Origin of the sequence: Lacipirellula parvula (assembly GCF_009177095.1) — a bacterium.
Lineage (GTDB): Bacteria > Planctomycetota > Planctomycetia > Pirellulales > Lacipirellulaceae > Lacipirellula > Lacipirellula parvula.
Genome location: NZ_AP021861.1, coordinates 2,787,434 through 2,807,798, shown reverse-complemented (window position 1 = coordinate 2,807,798; position 20,365 = coordinate 2,787,434). Strand labels below are relative to the sequence as shown.

Genomic DNA, 20,365 nt, shown 5'->3' with positions numbered 1-20,365 from the left:
TGCTCTCTGTGTCCTCTGTGTTGATGAATTTGAATTCTGCCATGGTCGACGCCGAACAGATCAAGCAAGAGATTTGCGACATTGGCGACCGGCTGTACAAGCGCGGGTTCGCGGCCGCGAATGACGGCAATATTTCGTATCGCATCGGACCGAACGAAGTTCTTTGCACGCCAACGATGATCTGCAAGGGCTTCATGAAGCCGAGCGACATCGCGACGGTCGATCTTGAAGGCAATCAACTTGCCGGCGAGCGGAAGCGTTCGAGCGAAGTGCTGCTGCATCTCGAAATCTTGAAGGCCCGGCCCGACGTGAAAAGCGTCGTCCATTGCCATCCGCCGCATGCGACGGCGTTTGCCGTGGCCCGCGAGGCGATTCCGTCGTGCGTGCTGCCGGAGGTCGATGTGTTTCTCGGCAACGTGCCGATCGCGCGGTACGAGACGCCCGGCGGCAAGGAGTTTGCCGAGACGGTGCTGCCGTTCACCGCGCAAACGAACGTGATGATTCTCGCCAGCCACGGCGTCGTGAGCTACGGCGAGAGCGTCGAGCGGGCGTACTGGCTCACGGAGATTCTCGACGCCTATTGCCGGATTCTCATCCTGGCGAAGCAGGTCGGCGGCGTTGAGTTTCTGTCGGAGCAGCAAGGGTGGGAGTTGCTCGCGCTGAAGAAGCGGTTCGGCATCGACGATCCGCGGCATGCGGCGAGCTACCAAGGAAGCGATTTGTTCGCCGACGATATCTTCCGCGAGGCGTGGGCCGCGAGCGGCGTGAACGGCGGGGCCTTTGGCATCCCGGCGTGGTCGCGGGCGGCGGCGGAGTGGACGAAGCGCAGCGGCGGGCCGTTTGATGAAGAGGCGCTCGTGGAGCGGATCGCTGAGCGCGTCGCGGAAAAACTACGGGACAAACTGAAGTAGGCATTCCTTCTTTGCGCCTTTGCGTGAGACATCTCTTCGGAAAGATTTCTCGCAAAGGCGCAGAGGCGCAAAGGAAATACGAGAGAGAAGGCGAGCAGCATGTCGAACGTTGTTGAACTTCCCGAACCGCTTGATGTGATTGCCGTCGGGGCGCATCCGGACGATGTGGAGATTGCTTGCGGCGGGACGCTCGCTCGGTTGGCTGAGCAGGGGCACAAGGTGGGGATCATTGATCTCACCGACGGCGAGCCGACGCCGAATTCGCCGGGGCCCGAGGCGCGGCTTGAGGAAGCGCGGGCGGCGGCGGCGGCGCTCGGGATTCACAAGCGGATCGTGCTGCAGCTTTCGAATCGGAAGCTCTTTGATTCGTACGAGAATCGCGTGGCGCTCGCGATCGAATTGCGGCGGTATCGGCCGAAGCTGGTGATTGGCTTTGGCGAGAAAACGCCGATGGCGTCGCCTGACCATTGGCAGGCGATGCAGATCACCGACGCGGCGATTTTTTACGCGCGGCTGACGAAGTGGGACGACCAGTTCGAGAACTTGCCGCCGCACAAGATTGCGGCGCAGCTTTACTACACGCTGGCGTTCTACTCAGCGACGCCGCTGCAGGGGGCGGGGCATCTCATCTCGGACATCAGCGCGACGCTGGAGAAGAAGCTCGCGGCGGTACGGTGCTATGCGACGCAGTTCCCAAAAGAGAAGGAGCACGTGTTTGGACGCGTTGAAGCGCAGGCCAAACACATGGGAGAAATCGCGGGGTTCGCGGCGGGCGAGTTGCTCGTGACGCCGCGGACGCTCGGGACGCGCGATCTCATGGGAGCGATGTTTGGAGACGTGGTGGTGTCACCGCCGTCGGATGCGCCGATGTAGCCCCGGGCTCCCACTTGCATCAATAAACCGTCTGGTCCCCTCCCCTTGAGGGGGAGGGTTAGGGAGGGGTGACGGCAGCGGGTATCAGGGTTCTTCCCCCCTCCCCAGCCCTCCCCTCCATGGGGAGGGGGCCACACAATTACAATACATGCGCGCGGAGCATCCTCGCCCTTAGCACTGAATACATGCCCACAGGAATATCTGAGGGCATGCCACCCAAGCGGAAGTGGGGGCCGTGCGGCTAGCGGGGCGTCGCGTCGGGCAAACCGCCGTCGACGGGAATCGTGGCGCCGGTCGTGGGGCTTTGCCGCGAGACGAAGTAGAGCACTGCGTTGCCGACGTGGCGGCCGGTGACCGACGCCTTCAGCAGGTTGCGGTTGCGGTAATATTCGTGGAGTTCCGCTTCGCTGACGCCGCGGGACTTCATGCGGTCTTCGCCGACGAGATCCCACAGGCCCGACTTGTATTTGCCTTCGGCGAACACGGCGTCGGGGGCGATCATGTTGACGCGGATGTCGTGCGGAGCGAACTCGACGCTTGCGATGCGGCCGAGTTGATGGCAAGCGGCTTTCGTCGCGCTGTAGGCGCCGAAGCCAGCGCTTGGCGAGGGGACGTTTTTGGTCGACATGACGACGATGTCGCCGCCGGCCGCTTTCTCGATCATCCGCTTGCCGGTTTCCTTGAGGACGACGAGCGTGCCGTCGACGTTCACCTTCTCAAGCAGTTGGAAGCGGGCGATGTCCATGTCGACGATCTTCGACACGTACGCGATGCCTGCGTTGTGAATCATGATGTCGAGCCGGCCGAACTTGGCGTAAATCTCGTCGAGCGCGGCGCCGACGCCTTCCGGACTGGTGACGTCCATCGGCAAACCGATCGATTGCCCGGGAGCGAGCGCGTCGAGGTCTTTCGCGAAGGCGTCGAGCTTCTCGCCCGGCAGGTCGGTGGCGACGAGCGTGGCGCCGTTTTCCAGCAGGACTTCGCAGATGCCGTAGCCAATGGCGCCGGCGGCGCCGGTGACGACCGCGACCTTGCCGCTCAAAACCTTAGACACTGATTTGCTCCAGCATGAACTGAATATTCTCGGCGGGATTGCCGGCGAACGCGGCGCTGCCGGTGACGATGCCGTTCGGGCCCATCGCGGCCAGTTGGCCGATGTTGTCCTTGGTGACGGCGCCGTCGACGAAGATGACGATCTGCTCGTTCAACGCACGAACGGCGGCGATCTTCGCAGGGAGCGCGTCGATGAAGCTCTGCTTCCCGGTAGTCGGGCCGACGGCGAGCAGCGTCACCGCGTCGATCTTGTCAGCGACGGATCGAATCGCGTCGACCGGCGTCGCCGGATCGAGCGAGACGCCGCGGACGATGCCGCGGGCTGGGTCGTTGGCGTTCGTTTGCTGGCCGATGAGATCGAGGGTCGCAGAAACGTCGCCGCAATGCTCGATCGAGAACGAGATCACGTCGGCGCCCGCCTTAGCGAACGCAGCGACGTGTTTCTCGGGTTCTTCGATCAGCAGATGAACGTCCTTGAGCAAGCTGGTACGCAGGCCGGCGAGGACCGGCGCCCCGGCGGTGATGCTTGGCCAGACGCGGCCATCCATCACGTCGAGGTGCAACAGCACGCCGAACTGCTCCAGCAGCCGCACGCCGGCCCCGTAGTCCATCGCGTCGGCGGCAAGGATGCCGACGCTCAGTTTCGGGGGCCGCGTCCGAAGCACGTCAAGGACTGCGAACTGGCTCACTACTTCGACTCCGCCTTGAGCGATTCGAAGAGTTGGAGCGCTTCGGCCGGCTTCATGTTTTCATGAACGACCTTGTTGACGGCGGTCATCATCGCCTTCGGCGCGTCCGACTGGAAGATATTGCGGCCCATGTCGACGCCGGCGGCGCCTTGTTGGACGGCGTTGTAAGCCATCGTCAGGGCTTCGAGTTCCGGCAGCTTCTTGCCGCCGGCCATGACGATCGGCACAGGGCAGGACGAGGTGACGGTTTCGAACTCTTCAGCGACGTAGTAGGTCTTGATGACGTGGGCGCCGAGTTCAGCGCACATGCGGCAAGCGAGTCGGAAGTACTGGGCGTTGCGGACGAGTTCCTTGCCGACGGCGGTGACGGCCATCACGGGGATGCCGTAACGCATGCCGGCGTCGACGAGGCGCGTCATGTTGTGGACGGAGCGGGTTTCATGCTCGCCGCCGATGAAGACCTGGATGCCGATGCCGGCCGCGTCGAGGCGGATGGCATCTTCGATGTCCATCGCGATCTGTTCGTCCGAGAGTTCCTTGAGGATGCTCGGGCCGCCGCTGGCACGCAGGAAGACCGGCTTCTGAATGTCGGCCGGGATCATCGAGCGGGTGATGCCGCGGGTGCAGAACAGGGCGTCGCACATCGGGGCGAGCGGGACGATCGTTTGATCGATGCGCTCGAGGCCGGTGGTGGGGCCTTGGAAGTAGCCGTGATCGAAGGCGAGCATCACGGTGCGGCCCGTCTTCGGATTGAAGGTGTGCGAGAGGCGGTGCTTCATGCCCCAATCGAGGTTGCCGCTTCCCTTGAGGAAGAACCCGGGGGTTTGCTGCGGCACGTCGGTGAAGTAGTTCTTTTCTTTCTTGCTGACGTCGACTTCTGGCATTGTTCGCTTCCGTTATTAAATTCGCACTGCGCTCAAGAGTTCTTGAGCCTCGGAAGCGGGCATTTTACCACTACAGGCCCCTGCGTCTATTGGGCCTGATTTTAGGACATCTGCCGAGAAATGCGGAGAAAGTGCGTTAAATGGCGGCAGCGCGAGCGGGGCCTTTTCATTCGCTGAACAAGGCGAGCGCGCAAACGTGCAAACGCGAGATCGGCCTCAATTGGGCGGAAAACGGTCGAGGCCGTGCGCAAGCGCCTCGCCCCTTCCCAGCCCTTAACAGGATTACGCGCTTGCTTGTGGCATGAGTTGTTGCCAATCCCGGCCCAGAAGAGGCCCAGTGATGTAGCCAGGGGCGCAAGCCCCTGGACTCTCGGGCGACCAGCTTTCTCAGCCCCGTGAGGGGCGGCACTGTTCGTCCTCGACAAAGGGGAGTTGTGTCGCCCCTCACGGGGCTTTGGGGCATTTACGATGCGCCGAACCAGGGGCTGACGCCCCTGGCTACATCATGCCGCCCCCGTCGGGGCTGATAGTAAATGCATCTTGCTGTCCCCTCCAGGGGAAGGGAGCCAGAACCGTTGAGCTTTACGTAACTAAAACGAGGCCACGAGTGAGTCGAGTGTTGCGGTTACTAGCGCTTGTTAAGCGCGTCGCGGATCTCGCGGAGAAGGAGAATTTCTTCCGAAGGAGGAGCGGGCGCTGCTTCCTCTTTCTTCACCATGCGATTCATCGCTTTGATCACGAGGAACAGCACGAAAGCGACGATGATGAAATTGAGGATCGCTTGGAGGACGGCGCCGTAGCCGATCACCGGCGGCTTCATTCCGTCAGCAATCTCAGGCAGTTGCAAGGTGTAGACGCGTTCCTTGAAATCAACGCCGCCTTGCAGATAGCCGATGATCGGCGTGATCACCTTGCCGACGATCTCGGTGACGATCAGGCCGAAGGCGCCGCCGATCACCACGCCGACTGCCATATCGACGACGTTGCCGCGCATGGCGAACTTTTTGAATTCGCTGAGTAGTCCCATTGAGAATCTCCTTGAGGGCGGGTGTCGCAGGAATCGACGCGCCGCCGTTGTATCACGATCCGGCGGCCGATCGCAACACTTCCAGGAAACGCTCCATATCTTTCGGCAGCGGCGCCTCGACCGTCATCGCCGCGCCGCTCATAGGATGAGCGAAGCTGAGCCGATGGGCGTGCAGCGCGTGACGCGCGAGCAGCACTTCGTCGTCGAGGGCGTCGCCGCCTAGCCGCTTCTGCCGCGTGATGCCGCGCACCTCGCCGATAGTAATTCGCGAACGGCTACCGTACTGCTTGTCGCACAGCACTGGGCAGCGGAGGTGCATCAGGTGGAGGCGAATCTGGTGGGTGCGGCCGGTCTTCGGACGGCAGCGAACCAGCGCGAAGCCGGGGAAGCGCTCAAGCACTTCGAAGAAAGTTTCCGCCGGGCGGCTGTCGGGGTGGTCGCCGCGGATCGCCATCTTTTCGCGATGCGTCGGATGGGGGCCGATCGGTTCGTTGACGCGATCGGCGTCGCGATCGAAGCGGCCGGCGGAGATCGCGAGGTATTCCTTCTGCACTTCGCGATCGTGAAACTGCCGGGCGAGCGACTCGTGGGCGGCGTCGTTCTTAGCAACGACGATGGCGCCGCTCGTCTCGCGATCGAGGCGGTGGACGATGCCGGGGCGGACTTGTCCGCCGACGGCGCTGAGGCCATCGTTAAAACGATGGACGAGCGCGGCGGCGAGCGTGCCGGCCCAATGTCCCTTGGCGGGATGGACGACCATGCCGGCCGGTTTGTTGACGACGGCGATGACGTCGTCTTCGTAGAGCAGATCGAGCGGAATCGGCTCGGGGAGCGGCGCTTCGACCGCCGCGGCAATGCGGATTTGAATCTGATCGCCCAGCAGCGTGCGGTAAGCGGCCTTCTGCTGCGTGCCGTTGACGGTGGCGAGGCCCTCATCGATCGAACGGCGAATGCGGGCGCGGCTGACGCCATCGATCGCTGCGGCTAAGAACGCATCAATGCGCTGACCGGCCATCGCTTCGTCGACAGTGAGCGTGTAGTCGCCGAACTCGCTGGCCAGTGACGTGACTGGCGCGACTTCATCATCCCAAGCCCCCTCGTCGTCCAGCGTCATTGAGCTGCCGGTTTCTCAGCGACGGCGCCATCGGCGGCTGGCGATTCAGCGGGGGTTTCGGCGGCTGCGGGAGCGTCAGCAGCCGGGGTTTCCGCAGCGGGAGTCGTGGCGGCTGGTTCAGCGGCGGGCTTCTCCTCGGTGGCCGGCGCTTCGGTCGTACCGGCGGCCGGAGTTTCAGCGGCAGGCGCCGCGGCGCCCTCGGCCGGAGCCGCGCCTTCCGTGTACCGCTTACCCGCGTCTTCCGCAGCGTTGATGCCGCCGAGGATCTCTTCGAGCGATTGCGTCGTTTCGAAATTCACACCGCCTTGATCAGCCGACGGCGGAGCGGCTTCAAATCCGGGGCGAGCGCCAGGCGAACCGGGGCCGCCCGGCGGCGTGCGCTTCGGCAGTTCAACCGTAGCGAGCCACTCGACAGTCTCTTTCGCTGGCTTGGCCTTAAGCGCCTTGATCCGGTCTTCGGCAAGCGGGGCGAACGCGCCGTCGATGAGTTCGTACTGAGCCACTGCGTCAGTGACGTCGCCTTGCATTTCGCTGACGCGGGCCAGACCGAGGCGAGCGCGATTCTTCAGCTCAGGGCTCGAGGCGCTGTCGGCGAATTGCTCGTAGATCGATTCGATCTCATCGAGCCGCTTCTTGGCATCTTCGCGATCGGTGAGGTAGAGCTGCGACGCGCGGAGGAGTTGGCGATCGGCCCAGCTCATGTAGGCCCACTCCGTCATGTCGGTCCCCTGCAGATCTTCGCGGTCGGCGATCAGTCGGAGGTTCCGCGATTCGATGTCGCCTTCGAGGAGGCCGACTTCCAGTTCGTGCCACGCTTCGCGGTTGCGACGTTCTTGGTAGGAGTTCCAGAGCGAGGCGACGATGAACAGACCGAGCAGCGCGGCGATGAGGCCGAGGAGCGCCGACGTGTAGGGGCGCGCCTTGTCGCTCCAGGTGGTGATCCCTTCGGCCAGGGCGTTGGTTTCCAGCTCGTGTCGTCGTTCGGTATTCATGAATGCGAGTGGGCAGTGAGCAGTGGGCAGATCGAAACCGCTAGGGGCGTTGGAGGGCCATTCACTGACCACCGGAGGCCGCCTGTAAACCCGAAGTGTAAGGCCATGAAACGACTTGCGTCAAGGCTAGCGTCGCAATGCGGTTCGGCCGGAAAGTCCCGTTCTTTGCGCCTTCGCGCCTTTGCGTGAGATTTTCAGGAAAGATATCTCACGCAAAGGCGCGAAGGCGCAAAGAGCAGACTGGGGTGAGTTTGCGGGTGGCTTTTATTCTCTTCGACGAAGCCGTTAGACTGGCGGGTCGCGCGGCGCCGCTGAGGCTGTCGCCGCCGGCCCGCCTAGTTTTTGCCCGCCTGCATGGATGCCCGATGGCTCACGGACTGAATCCCGCCCAACACGCTGCCGTTGAGACGCTAAGCGGCCCGTTGCTCGTTTTAGCCGGGGCTGGGACGGGGAAGACCCGCGTCGTGACGACGCGGATTGCGAATCTCATCAAGCATCGGATCAAGCCCGATCGGATTCTGGCGGTGACGTTCACCCGCAAGGCGGCGGGCGAGATGCAGGAGCGGGCGCTGGCCCTGCTCGGCGGGCCGGAAAAGCCCGGCAAGACGCATCGCAGAGCGAAGCCGAAGGGGCCGAAGATTCGGCCGCAGATTTCGACCTTCCACGCACTGTGCGTCCAGGTGCTGCGGCGGCACATCACTCAGCTGGGTTATCCCCCCCAGTTCGCCATTTGCGATCGGGGCGACCAGGAGTCGCTCGCGCGGACCTCGCTGCGCGACATTCGCTGCCCCGAAGATTCGCTGCGACCGGGCGACCTGTTGGCGATCATTAGCAACTGGAAAAACAAATCGCTGCGGCCGATGCAAGCGGCGTCGGAGGCGACGAGCGATAAGGAGCATCTCGCCGCCGCGGCTTATCGGCGCTACCAAAGCAGCCTGAAGGCTCGCGGGATGGTCGACTTCGACGACTTGCTCCTCTGCACGGAGGAGTTGTTCACCAAGTATCCGGCCATCCGCCGCGAGGAGGCAGGGCATTTCGACCACGTGCTGGTCGATGAATATCAGGACACCAACGGCAGCCAGTACCGCATCGTCAAAGCGCTGGCGATGGGGCATCGCAACTTGTGCGTCGTGGGCGACGACGACCAGTCGATTTACGGCTGGCGCGGCGCCGAGGTCGAGCACATTTTGCGGTTCAAAGAAGATTGGCCCGACGCGAAGGTCGTGCGGCTTGAGGAGAACTACCGCTCGGCCGGGGCCATTCTCGAATACGCCAACACGCTCATTGCGTTCAACAAAAAGCGGCACGACAAAATCTTGCGGCCCGCCCGCGGCGCCGGACAGCGGCCGATCATCATGCAGCTGCCTGATGAGGCGCAGGAAGCGGAACGGGTGGTTGGCGACATCCACATGCAGCTGACGCAGCCCGGAATGCAGGCGAAAGATTTTGCGATCCTGTGTCGCACAAACGAGCAGCCGCGGGCGTTCGAAACCGAACTGCGACGGCTGAAGCTGCCGTACATTCTGGTCGGCGGGCAATCGTTCTTCGATCGCAAGGAAGTCCGCGACCTGCTGGCGTACCTGAAGACAGTCGAGAACCCGACCGACGAAACGTCGCTGCTGCGGATTATCAACACGCCGCCGCGCGGGATCGGCAACGCTACAGTAAAGCAACTGTTGGCCGAGGCGGTGAATCGCGGCGAGCCGATTTGGACCGTGCTGCGCGAAGCGGCCGGCGGCGGCGGAGCCACGGGCAACGCGATTGGGAAATTTGTGAAACTCATTGGCGAATTGAAAGAGATCGCCGATCGCGGGGCGCCGGTCGACAAGCTGGTCGACGCGGTGGTCGACCGCACGCAGTATCGCCGCGAGCTCGATCGGCTCTATCCTGATCCCATGGAACGCGAGGCCCGCACCGCGTCGATCGAGGAACTGATCAACGCCGGCGCCGCGTACAACAAAGGGAAGAAGACGAAGAAGGACGAAGAGGAAATTCCACTGCTCCGCGGATTCCTCGACGACGTCGCCCTCGGCGGCAGCGACAACCGCGACGAGAAAGAGGACCAGCTGCAACGCAACGCGATCGCGCTGATGACGCTCCACTCAGCGAAGGGGCTGGAGTTTCCGTACGTTTACATGGTGGGGATGGAGGAAGGGATTCTGCCCCACAAGCGGACGCTCGAAATGCCGGACGAATCGCAAATCGACGAAGAGCGACGGCTCTGCTACGTCGGCGTCACGCGGGCGCAAGAGAAGCTGACGATGTCGTTCGCCCTCACGCGGCGGAAGTGGGGGAAGCCGAAGGACACGGTGCCGAGCCGGTTTTTGTACGAGATGACCGGGCAGGCGGAGAATGCGGCGAAAGCGCGGGCGGCGGCTGCGGCCACTCTTGGACCGCATAAGAAGCACCCGGCGGCGAAGGGAGCTGGCGGGCCGAAGGGGGGCAAAGGGGCTAAGGGAGCGAAAGGTTCGCAATCGCGCTCGCCGCGGCGGTAGACTGTTGGCTTAGCTGCAGGGCGCCATGCTCTCGCCCCTCAGGCGTGAGCATGCCGAACCTTCGCAGACGCCCGATCGTGGTCCAGCAGGCCGGCGCTCCACGACGCCCCGTCGCCCGCGTGTCGGTTCCACCTCGTTTGTATCAAACAAAGATTTCAAGCAATTTCGCGCAACAACCATGCAAGTCTTTTATGATCAATTAGAGTACTCAAACGACCACATATACTTATTTAACGGACTCCGTTTTACTGGGACGGCTGTCGAGTTTTACGCGAATGGAACCCTGTTAAGTGAGCTACACTTCGAGGCTGGGCTCCAACACGGTATCACGCGCGAGTATCATCCAGCGGGTACAAATAAGCTCGAAGTCCCTTATGTGCATGGTTTACGTCACGGCATTGAGCGTGAGTGGCACGACGACGGCACCGTGTATCGCGAGATGGAGTTCGCGTATGACGTGCTCATGAATAGCAGAACATTAACGCGAGATGGAACGCTTCTTGAGGAGTTCCATCGTGGACCCAACGATGCGTTGACAACCCTGGTCGGCGAGAAAAAGCGCCGGGATGTCTCGGGGTAGTCTAGCGTGCAACCAAGACGTCGCACGGCACCATACTCTCGCCTCTCAGACATGAGTATGGGAAGTCCGCGGAGAGTTCCACCGCGGTTCAGCATTTCGAGCACGCGACGACCTGCACCAGTCGCGGCATCTCTGCTATTGACGATAATCAACTCGCGCCGACGACGGGCATTTTTGACGTTGGCGCCAGGATATACTCCCGCTCGATGGCAGCCCGCAGCATCTCGCGGCCTTCGTGGGGATCGAGGGCGGCGAGCGATTCGATTTGCTTCGCCGCCGCAGTGAGGTCGTCGTCTTTGACGCACGACCCAAACCATTTTGAATAGTCGCCGGCGCGGCGGTGGTACTCCCACGTTTCGTCGTCCACGCCTTCAGCGATTTGCAGAAACATAATGAGATTCTGCGCCCGCAGGTTGAGCTTGGCGCCGGGGCCGCGGAAGAAAAAGCTGCGGTCGGGAGGGAGTTCTCCCTCGGCGTATTTGCGGCGATGGCGGCGGCGTTCGGTTTTGCAGGGGTACGCGGCGATCTTCAGCGGCGGCTCTTCGTTGCCTGGCTTCCAAAGCAGCACTTCGCCTTGCTGTAGGTGCGCGGGCTCAAGCGCCGGCGCGTCGAGGCCGGAAGCGTCGCAGTAGGTGGCGATCATCTCCTCGGCGTCCTTGCCGACGACCAGCAGCATGTCGACGCGCTGCAGCATCTCCGGAGCGAGCAGTTCCGGGTGCACGGTGATCATGATCACATTTTGAAACTCCTCGGGAACCACGCCTTCGGGCGGGCGCCAATCGGCGGGGAGGAGGTGGTGGGCCTCGTCGAGGATCAGCCAGTGGGGCCGGCCGGTGCGGGTGCGCATTTGCAGCAGCGGGCCGAGCATGCTGAGGAACATCGGCGGGCGATCGGGGATTTTCAGGCCGGTGAGATTGACGATCGCGTTGGCGTCGGGGTTCGAGAGGAGTTGAAGCGCTTCGTCCGCGGCCGGCGGCGCGTCGGGGCTGCCGAACGCGACGGCGCCGGCAAAGTTTTCGTAATCGCCTTCGGGGTCGAACAGGCAGAACTGGTAATGCTGCTCTTCAAGCGTTTCGACAATCCGCGTGACGAGCGTCGACTTGCCGCTGGCCGAGGGCCCGCAGATGAGAATGCAGGGACCGTGCGAGGGAATCGCGATTTCGTCATTGCCTGCTTTGCCGAGGATGAGGTGGTGACGTGCGAGGCGGTCATCGAACTTCGCGAGGTCGTCTTCGACCATCGCGGCGATGAGTTGGGCGACGCCATCGCCGTGATCGGCGGAGGTGACGAAGTCGGCAGTCTCCTTCACCGCGGGAAGCGCGTTGCTGACGGCGGCCGAGAACTCGCAGAGCTTCAGCATCGCGTGGTCGTTCTCGGCATCGCCGACGCCGACGACGTTGTGCGGCGAGAGGCCCATCTCTTTCAGTGCCGCAGTGAGGCCGCTCGCTTTGTTGACGCCGGCCGGCAAGATCATGACGGCGCCTTTGTTGAAGATGACTTGGCTTTCGAGACCGAGGTCGCGAATTGATTTGAGAACAATGTTTTCGTAAGGCTCCCACGTGGCGACGATCACCCGGCCGACCGAGACGCGCTCGACCTGCCGGGCTTGGAGCATTTCCAAGAACGCTGGCGAGGGAGCCTCGGCGAGGGGACGTTCTTCCTTCGTCGCGGGGTTATAGAGGAGGCCGCCGTTCTCGGCGACGACCCATTCGCACAGATCGACCTCGGGGAAAATTTCGAGGAGTTCGGGCAACTCGCGGCCGGTGACGAGGATCAGCCGGCGGCCTGTGGCGAGCAGATCGCGCAGCGCGGCGACGGTGCTCTCGCTGACGACGCCGTTATGGGCGATCGTGCCGTCGTAGTCGGTGGCGAGGGCTTGGTAACGCATGTATGCTCCGTGGTTGCCGAACTGTTGCCAACCGTTCGGTTGAAATCCTGAACTCCAACAGACACCACTCAGGAGCAAATGCGATGCCGCGACTCATCAATTCGCCGACGCGTATTCACGCCCACGGCGAACCGCCCAAAGTGATTGAGGAATACATCGGTCGGGTCAATTCTCAGACCGCCGAGGTGAGCGTCGCGCGGATGGTGAGCCCATCAGGCTGGAGCGAGCCGGGCCAGACGCCGGAGTTCGCGGAGTACACGCTGGTGCTGCGCGGATCACTGCGCGTGGAAACACGCGGCGAGACCTTCGACGTTGCCGCGGGGCAAGCGATCATCACGGACGCGGGCGAATGGATTCGCTATAGCAGCCCGGGCGTCGAAGGGGCGGAGTATGTGGCGGTTTGTCTGCCGGCGTTTTCGCCTACCACGGTGCATCGGGATGAGTGATAGAGGGGAGACCGGAGGCTTGAAGACCGGAGGCATAAAGCCTCCGGCTCGCCTGTAGGGTGCTAGGCCGTTTTGGTGGCGGAGACTAGGAACGCGGGGTTGAGCGCGTTGAGGCGCAGGCGTTGCAGTTGGTCGGTGCCGCGGGCGACGCTTAGCATCCAGACGTTGACGTCGGAGGTGGCAGCGGCGAGGTTCGCCTTCACTTCGTGCAGGCCCTCGATGCTTGAGACGCTTGCGACCAAGCGGCCGCCCGGTTTGAGGCGTTCGAACGCTAGTTCTGCCAAGCGCGCGATTTCGCGGCCGCTCCCTTCGATGAAGACGGCGTCGGGATCGGGCAGGTCGGCCCACACTTCAGGGGCGCGACCAACGACCGGCGTCACGTTCTCGGCGGCGAAGCGGTCAGCATTCTCGCGAATGAGTTCGACGTCTTCGGCGTCTTGTTCGATGGCGAACACTTGCCCGGCGGGCGCCAACAGCGCGGCTTCGACGCTCACCGAACCGCTGCCGGCGCCGACGTCCCACACGATGCTCCGCGGCGAGAGCGCCATTTGCGCGAGGGCGACGGCGCGGACTTCGGCCGGGGTGAGCAGGCCGTGCTTCGGCTTTGATTGAACAAACGCCTCGTCGGGGTTGCCGAACAGGCTGCGCACCGAGGCGTCGCGGGGGCGGTCGGGGGCGTCGCTGCTGCGGACGAGGATCATCACATTGAGCGGGTCGAACTTCTGTCCGGCGATGTCGGCGAGCGAACCGCGGGTGACGCGTTCGTTGCGGGCGCCGAGGTTCTCGCAAACGTAGGCGGTGAAGTAGTCGATCTTCCGCTTCGCGAGGGCCTTTGCGACGGCGTCGGGGCCATGCTCGTCGGTAGTGAACAGGCCGACCTTCTCGGCCGTGCGGATCCGCTCGACGACGGCTTCGAGCGAGTGGTTCGCAAGGTTGGTGAGGTAAGCATCGTCCCAGCTCTCCTTCACGCGGGCGAAGGCGAGTTGCATGCTGCTGACGTGCGGCACGATTTCGCAGCGCTCGATGCCGACGCGATCGCAGAGATAGCGGGCCAAGCCGTAGAAGAGCGGGTCGCCCGAAACGAGCACGGCGACGCGTCCATGTTCGGCGGCGATGCGGTCGGCGGCCGCTTCGACGTCGGCGCCGAGGACGAGCCGTTCCGTCACGTTGCCGGGGACGAGCGCCAACACGCGGTCGTTACCAACCAGCAAGTCCGCCTCAGTGATGATGCGGCGAACGGCTTCGGAAGCGCCGTCGAGCCCGTCGTCGCCAATACCGATGATCGAAACGTTGGAGCGTGATACCGCCATTGCCGCAAGTTCGTGGTTCGAGTTCAGAGCCTAATCAGCCTTCAATTGTGGGAGGGGTCTCCGACCCCGAATCGACGTTGAGGGCCGCAACGGCGCGTTCTGGTTACCGTTATCGGCGTCGGAGACGCCTCCCACAGTCAATGCTCCCACTGTCAACTTCTTGAACAAAGCCCAGCTAAACGAAGTAGGCCGTAGGCGAGAAGCAATGCCCCGCCTACGGCCTACAGCCTACAACTTAGAGCCTAGCTATGCTACATAGCACCGCATCGAGTGATGGACCATTTTCACGCGTCCGCCGGCGGGGACTGCGGGGCCGTTGACGCCGGGGTAAACGTCGCCCGGGGCTTCGGCCGCGGTATCGACGAAGAGGCGCCAAGGAAGCCGTCGCACGGCCGCCGGGATGGTGAAATCTTGCGAATCGCCCCCCGCATGGAGCAGCAGCATGATGTACCGGGCGGACGGGTCGTCGAGACCCGCGGTGCCGAGTACGCACACCAAGCTCTTCTGCTGGGAACCCCAGTTCACGCCATGCCCCTCGGGCCCGTACCAACTGACGTCCGGAATCTGTCCCTCTTGGGCCGCTTGGCCGGTGAGGAACATTGGACGACGGACGTTGGGCTGAGCCTTGCGAAACTCAATGATGGCTTGCGTGAACCGCAACATCTCCGCGTTCTTCTCAACTAAATTCCAATCGAACCAGCTCGTCGCGTTGTCTTGGCAGTAAGCATTGTTGTTGCCGCGCTGGGTTCGCAGGACTTCATCGCCGGCGACGATCATGGGCGTCCCTTCGCTCAATAGGAGCGACGCCATCATGTTCTTCGCCTGGCGGCGACGCAGCTCGACGATGTGCTTTCGCCGAGTCGGACCTTCTACGCCGTAGTTCGCACTGTTGTTGTTATTCTCTCCGTCCCGGTTGTCTTCTCCGTTGGCCTGATTGTGCTTGTGTTCGTAGCTGACTAAGTCGTTCAGCGGGTAGCCGTCGTGCGAGGTGACGAAATTAATGCTGTGATACGGATGACGACCGCTCGATTGGTAGAGGTCGCTCGAACCTGACAGCCGAGTGGCCATCGGGCCGATCATCCCCTGGTCGCCGCGCCAAAAACGGCGGACGTCGTCGCGGTAGTGGCCGTTCCACTCGGCCCAACGCTTGTCGGCGAAGTTGCCGACTTGGAACGCCCCGGCGGCGTCCCACGCTTCGGCGATGATCTTCGTGTCGGCAAGCATCGGATCTTCGGCGATCAGCTCGACCATCGGCGGATTCGGCACGAGCTCGCCGTTCCGGTTACGGCTGAGGATCGACGCCAAATCGAAACGGAACCCGTCGATGTGGTAGTTGTAAACCCAGTGGCGGAGGCAGTGGAAAATCATCTCGCGGCAGATCGGGTGATTGCCGTTCACCGTGTTGCCGCAGCCGGAGTAGTTCTTGTAGGTGCCGTCGCCATTGAGCATGTAGTAGACGCGATTCTCAAGCCCCTTGAAGCTGAGCGTCGGTCCCATGTGATTTCCTTCGGCGGTGTGATTGAACACCACGTCGAGAATCACTTCGATGCCGGCCGCGTGGAGCGCCCGGACCATTTCCTTGAACTGGCGAACCTGGTCGCCCGGCTCGTTCCCCTGTTGGTAGCCGCGGTGAGGCGAAAAGAACGCGAGGGAGTCGTAGCCCCAGTAGTTGGGACGATCGAGCTTGCCGCCGAACACGCCGTTCGTGGGGAACTCGTGAATCGGCATCAGCTCGACGGCGGTGACGCCGAGCGATTGTAGATACGGAATCTTCTCGATGACGCCGAGATAGCTACCAGGCGAGTCGACGTTGCTGGAGCCGCCCTTGGTGAACCCGCGGACGTGCATCTCGTAGATCACCGACTCAGACAGCGGGCGGCGCAAGTGGCGATCGCCTTGCCAGTCGAAGTTATCGTCGATGACGACGCACTTCGGCGGGCGGATGATGCCGTCTTCCGACGCTTGGAAGGCGCCGGCCAACGCGCGAGCGTACGGATCGATCAATCGCGCTTGCGGATTGAAGCGGTGGCCGCGCTCGGGGGCGTAGGGCCCGTCGGCTTGAAAATGGTACAACGCGCCTGCTTCAAGATCAGGCACGAAGAGACTCCAAATGTCGCCCCACCGGTCGGTGGTGCGATTGAAGTCGACGATGCGATACGGTTCGCGGTCAGTAACTCGCTTGTAGAGCAACACCCGCATGGCCGTAGCCGAGCGGCTGTATACGACGAACTGCACCCCGCCGTCTTGTAAGAGCGCACCGTAAGGCAGCGGATAGCGAAACTGCATGAATCGCTGCGCGGCTGGCATGACGGGCGTAAACGACGGCGTGGTGAGCGTGGGGGTCCATTGGGTCAGCATGGATCGGGAAGGCTCTCGGGATGACGGTGGCCGGCTTCAGGAGGTGTGGTCCCAGTTGCCGCCGCTGTGCCTTGCTTCCCTGAAGGCGCAGCGCTGGGCCACGCCTCATGCTTCGACTCAATCTCCCGTTAGTCTTGAAAACGCAAATGTGCCGCAGCGCACCTTCGCCTTACCGCACACGCGCGTCAACCCGTGCCTCCGCTTCAACATAGCTTAGGCGGAGCAGGTAGGCGCACCGGCGCGGAAGGCTTTGTTTCGCTACGCGGCGCCACTGTCGGGTTGCGCCGGCCGCCGTCGCCCGCTCACCGATAGGACCTGCACAATCGTACCCGGGCGGGGGCGAGATGCCAGCCCCGGGGGCTGTTGGCAGGGGCGGGGATTGAATCGCTTGGGCCCCAGAAATGAATGACGCATGACGAAATCCGAATGACGAATGGAGGACTCAAGCGATCCTCATTCGTCATTCGTCATTCGGGAATTCGTCATTTCCCCCTCTCCCTCCCACTACTCCGACCCTCGACGGTCGGCGGCTGGGCCCTTAAAATCGCTCCCTTGCAGCCATCTTCACGCAAGCAAGTTCAATGGCAAAACTGACTTACAAAGATTCGGGCGTCGATCTGGCCACCTACGAGGAGTCGATGTCGCGGCTCCCGCGGTTGATGCGGCGGACGCACTGCCCGCGGGTGTTGCCGTGGGCCAATGGGTTCGCGGGGCTGTTCAAGCTCGATTTTGCCGGCGGCCTGTTCGCGCGGAACTATAATGAGCCAGTGCTGGTCTCCTGCACCGATGGCGTCGGCACGAAGCTGAAGGTCGCCCAATTGCTCGGCCGGCACGACACGGTCGGCATCGACCTCGTGGCGATGTGCGTCAACGACGCGATCTGCTGCGGAGCGGAACCGCTCTTCTTCCTCGACTATGTGGCGATGGCGGCGGACGATCCAGGGCTGCTCGAGCAGATCGTCAGCGGCATCAGCCAAGGGTGCCTCGACTGCGACGCGGCCCTCGTCGGCGGCGAGACGGCGATCATGCCTGATCTCTACCAGCCGGGCGACTACGACCTCGCCGGATTCTGCGTCGGTATCGTCGAGCAGTCGCGGATGCTCACCGGGCAGAACGTGACGCCGGGCGACGCGGTGATCGGCATCGCGTCGAGCGGCATCCACTCGAACGGCTACAGCCTCGTACGCAAGATCGTGCTTGATCACGCCGGACTGAAAGTGAACGACAAGGTCGACTTCAGCGACAAAACGGTCGGTGACGTGTTGCTGACACCGACGCGGCTCTACACGCGCCCGGTCCGCGACGTGCTCAATCACTACAAGGTAAAAAGCGTCGTCCACGCGGTGGCCCACATCACGGGCGGCGGGCTACACGAGAATCTGTCGCGGGTGCTGCCCAATCACGTCGATGCGGAGATCTTCCGCGACAGCTGGCCGATCGCGCCGGTGTTCCCGTGGCTGCAGAAGCTGGGCGACGTCGAAGAGGCCGAGATGTTCCACGTCTTCAACATGGGCGTCGGGCTGACGCTGGTGGTGAGCGACTACTACGCCGAGAGCATTCAGCAACAGCTCAACGGGCTGGGGTTTGAGAGCTGGCGGATTGGGCGGATTGTTGAGGGCAAGGGCGAGGCGCGTTGGGCGTAGAAACAAGTTCGCTTTTACCACGAAGGCACGACGGGCACTAAGAATCACGAAGGAAGAGTGAGCCGGAGCCTACGCTTCGGAATATCTTCTTCCTTCGCTTGCTTAGTGCGTCTTTGTGCCCTTGGTGTCTTGGTGGTTAGCCTTTTTCCTCAACGCTCCGGCGGGTCGTTGACCCGCGGCTACTGTAGCAACGTTACTTCTTTTCGCTCGTCACGGCGGCGGTTTTGGGGTCGAGCGACGGGCCCGCTTCGGCGAGGGCTTCGAGGACTTGCGACTGCGTGATCACGTCTCGCAGCACCATCACTTCGCGGCTCGAATCGGATGGGTAGATCGCCAGCAGCGGAATGCTGCGGCTGTTGAGTTCCATCACCGCTTGCTTGATCGTGTCGTTCTTGTCGCTCCAGTCGGCCAGCAAAGTCACGACGTCGTTCTCTTCGACGACGTCCTTCACCTCTTGGCGATTGATGGAGAACTTGAGGTTCGTCTTGCAGGTGGGGCACCAGTCGGCGGTGAAGTCGACCATCACCGTCTTGCCCTGGGCGCGGGCCATCGCGAGCGCTTCCGGGGAATAAGGCTGCCAGGGGAGCATCGACTCGCTCGGCGTCAGTAATTGGAACGAGCCGTAGCCGATGAGCGCGGCGATCGCGGCGCCGGTTACCCAGCCGCGGATTTTTTCGCCGGACTCGGCGTAGATCGGCACGCGGCCAATCAACCAGCAGGCGAACCAAATGCCGAACAGCATCGCCAGCGTCGCCAGGAAGTAGTCTTCGTTGATCGTCGAGAAGAGGTAGACGACCGTGCCGAGCAGCACGAAGCCGAGCAGGTGCTTAAGCGTTTCCATCCATGGGCCGGGCTTGGGCAGCCAGCTGACCAGCGACGGGAACATGCCGATCAGCAGGTAGGGCAACGACATGCCGACGCCCACCGAGCCGAAGACCAGGAACGTGACGGCGGCGGGCTGGCTGATCGTGTAGCCGAAGACCGGGCCGAGGAACGGCCCGCTGCAGGGCGTCGCCAGTAGCGTCGTGAAGATGCCCATGCAGAAAGCGCCAAGCGGACCTTCCTCTGCCGACAACTTCGACGCGGTGCTCGAGGCGGCGAAGCCGGGAATCGGGATTTCCCAGATGCCCATGAAGCTGAGAGCCATCGAGAAGACGAGGGCCGTCATGCCGACTTTGAACCAAGTGAGCGTGTAGAGTTCGCCCCAGCCAAAATTCTCGCGGCTCACGCCAAGCTGCACGCCGACGGCGAGCGTCGCCAGAATCATGAAGACCGAGAGCAGGCCGGCTGAGTAAGCAAGATTCAAGCCGAGGACGCGAGCGCGGCTGCGGCCCCCCTGCTCTGCGAACGACAGTACCTTCAGGCCGATGACCGGCAGCACGCACGGCATCAGGTTGAGAATCAACCCGCCGATGATGCCGTAGCCGGCGACGGTCCAGAGCGAGAGGGTTGACGCGGGGCTTGGCGGCGTGGCGGCTTGCGTCGTGGGGATGTCGAAACCTTTGCCGAGCTTGGCCGTGAAGGCGACGTCGATCGGCGTGCATGATTTTTCGTCGCACGCCTGGCCGTCGAGGGCGCCGCTGATCGCCGCGGTTGCGGCGTTGAAGCCGGCGGGGAGCTCGACCGGTGCGTACCACGTCACTTGGTCGTAGTGCTCACGGATTTCGAGGCCCTTCCAGATGATGCCGTCGACGTGCGTCTTCGGTTGCTCGATGTGTTGGAACTTGCCGAGCAGCTTCACCGGCTCGCCGTCTTGCAGCTTGATGCGCGTCGGGCTCGGGCCGTCGCCGTCGGCGAGGGCGCCTTGGTCGGCGGCGTAGAGGTGGAGGCCGGGGACGATCTTCGCCGTGACGAACAGCATCGCCGGGGCCGTTTCGGTCGGCTCGGTGAACTCGGCCGAGACGGTGACCTTCTGGTCGTTCTGCCCGAAGCCGCCCAGGCCGCCGCCGAGCTTGTTGTCGAACTTGCCGAAATTGAACTCTTGCGCGGCCGCCGTCTGCACGGCGACGAGAAGACAGAGGAACGCCGCCAACCGGGCGGAGGCCCCGCGATATCGTGAAAGAGTCATTCCGTCGAATTCCTAACCGGGAGATGCCAGCATC

Annotated in this window: 16 protein-coding genes; 6 read left to right on the top strand and 10 right to left on the bottom strand. The window is 62.9% G+C overall.

Annotated features, from left to right (window positions below; all coding sequences use genetic code 11):
• Window positions 1-41: 41 nt before the first annotated feature.
• Window positions 42-911: a class II aldolase/adducin family protein gene (locus tag PLANPX_RS11035; protein ID WP_152098785.1), complete on the top strand. Its 870-nt coding sequence runs from the start codon at window positions 42-44 to the stop codon at window positions 909-911.
• A 99-nt stretch (window positions 912-1,010) separates the two neighbouring features.
• Window positions 1,011-1,784: a PIG-L family deacetylase gene (locus tag PLANPX_RS11030; protein ID WP_152098784.1), complete on the top strand. Its 774-nt coding sequence runs from the start codon at window positions 1,011-1,013 to the stop codon at window positions 1,782-1,784.
• Window positions 1,785-2,025: 241 nt separating this feature from the next.
• On the opposite strand, the gene PLANPX_RS11025 is transcribed toward PLANPX_RS11030, so the two are convergent.
• The 6 genes from PLANPX_RS11025 to PLANPX_RS27670 form a co-directional block, all read right to left on the bottom strand.
• Entirely contained in the window at window positions 2,026-2,838 is an 813-nt protein-coding gene (locus PLANPX_RS11025) for an SDR family oxidoreductase (protein ID WP_172991987.1), read from the bottom strand.
• The gene (locus PLANPX_RS11020) at window positions 2,831-3,526 is read right to left on the bottom strand and encodes a ribulose-phosphate 3-epimerase (RefSeq protein WP_152098782.1); all 696 of its coding nucleotides are present in this window, start codon (window positions 3,524-3,526) and stop codon (window positions 2,831-2,833) included. Before PLANPX_RS11020 ends, PLANPX_RS11025 begins: the two co-directional genes overlap by 8 nt.
• On the bottom strand, window positions 3,526-4,410 hold the full coding sequence (gene lsrF / locus PLANPX_RS11015; protein ID WP_152098781.1) for a 3-hydroxy-5-phosphonooxypentane-2,4-dione thiolase: 885 nt from the start codon (window positions 4,408-4,410) through the stop codon (window positions 3,526-3,528). The genes PLANPX_RS11020 and lsrF overlap by 1 nt, the downstream gene beginning before the upstream one ends.
• Before the next feature lie 628 nt (window positions 4,411-5,038).
• Window positions 5,039-5,437, bottom strand: a complete 399-nt coding sequence (gene mscL, locus PLANPX_RS11010) for a large-conductance mechanosensitive channel protein MscL (protein WP_152098780.1) — start codon at window positions 5,435-5,437, stop codon at window positions 5,039-5,041.
• A 52-nt stretch (window positions 5,438-5,489) separates the two neighbouring features.
• The gene (locus tag PLANPX_RS11005) at window positions 5,490-6,551 is read right to left on the bottom strand and encodes an RluA family pseudouridine synthase (RefSeq protein ID WP_172991986.1); all 1,062 of its coding nucleotides are present in this window, start codon (window positions 6,549-6,551) and stop codon (window positions 5,490-5,492) included.
• A complete protein-coding gene (locus PLANPX_RS27670; protein ID WP_194175121.1) occupies window positions 6,548-7,543 on the bottom strand; it encodes a hypothetical protein in 996 nt (331 codons plus the stop codon). The genes PLANPX_RS11005 and PLANPX_RS27670 overlap by 4 nt, the downstream gene beginning before the upstream one ends.
• A gap of 365 nt (window positions 7,544-7,908) precedes the next feature.
• Here PLANPX_RS27670 and PLANPX_RS10995 point away from each other — a divergent pair, with 365 nt between their 5' ends.
• Both PLANPX_RS10995 and PLANPX_RS10990 read left to right on the top strand, forming a co-directional pair.
• Entirely contained in the window at window positions 7,909-10,038 is a 2,130-nt protein-coding gene (locus PLANPX_RS10995) for an ATP-dependent helicase (protein WP_172991985.1), read from the top strand.
• Window positions 10,039-10,063: 25 nt separating this feature from the next.
• Window positions 10,064-10,618 carry a toxin-antitoxin system YwqK family antitoxin gene (locus PLANPX_RS10990; protein ID WP_152098779.1) on the top strand — a complete coding sequence of 185 codons (555 nt, stop codon included), beginning with the start codon at window positions 10,064-10,066 and terminating at the stop codon, window positions 10,616-10,618.
• Between the two features lie 148 nt (window positions 10,619-10,766).
• On the opposite strand, the gene PLANPX_RS10985 is transcribed toward PLANPX_RS10990, so the two are convergent.
• Window positions 10,767-12,506: an HAD-IIB family hydrolase gene (locus tag PLANPX_RS10985; RefSeq protein WP_152098778.1), complete on the bottom strand. Its 1,740-nt coding sequence runs from the start codon at window positions 12,504-12,506 to the stop codon at window positions 10,767-10,769.
• An 83-nt stretch (window positions 12,507-12,589) separates the two neighbouring features.
• On the opposite strand from PLANPX_RS10985, the gene PLANPX_RS10980 reads away from it, so the two are divergent.
• Window positions 12,590-12,952 (top strand): cupin domain-containing protein, encoded by a 363-nt coding sequence (locus PLANPX_RS10980; protein ID WP_152098777.1) that lies wholly within the window; start codon window positions 12,590-12,592, stop codon window positions 12,950-12,952.
• A gap of 62 nt (window positions 12,953-13,014) precedes the next feature.
• Here PLANPX_RS10980 and cbiE read toward each other — a convergent pair whose 3' ends face one another.
• Window positions 13,015-14,262 carry a precorrin-6y C5,15-methyltransferase (decarboxylating) subunit CbiE gene (gene cbiE / locus PLANPX_RS10975; RefSeq protein WP_152098776.1) on the bottom strand — a complete coding sequence of 416 codons (1,248 nt, stop codon included), beginning with the start codon at window positions 14,260-14,262 and terminating at the stop codon, window positions 13,015-13,017.
• Between the two features lie 246 nt (window positions 14,263-14,508).
• Window positions 14,509-16,569 carry a glycogen debranching protein GlgX gene (glgX, locus tag PLANPX_RS10970; RefSeq protein ID WP_232536410.1) on the bottom strand — a complete coding sequence of 687 codons (2,061 nt, stop codon included), beginning with the start codon at window positions 16,567-16,569 and terminating at the stop codon, window positions 14,509-14,511.
• 632 nt (window positions 16,570-17,201) lie between these two features.
• Here glgX and purM point away from each other — a divergent pair.
• Window positions 17,202-18,263, top strand: a complete 1,062-nt coding sequence (gene purM, locus PLANPX_RS10965) for a phosphoribosylformylglycinamidine cyclo-ligase (protein ID WP_152098774.1) — start codon at window positions 17,202-17,204, stop codon at window positions 18,261-18,263.
• A 193-nt stretch (window positions 18,264-18,456) separates the two neighbouring features.
• On the opposite strand, the gene PLANPX_RS10960 is transcribed toward purM, so the two are convergent.
• Window positions 18,457-20,331: a protein-disulfide reductase DsbD family protein gene (locus tag PLANPX_RS10960; RefSeq protein WP_152098773.1), complete on the bottom strand. Its 1,875-nt coding sequence runs from the start codon at window positions 20,329-20,331 to the stop codon at window positions 18,457-18,459.
• Between the last annotated feature and the right edge of the window lie 34 nt (window positions 20,332-20,365).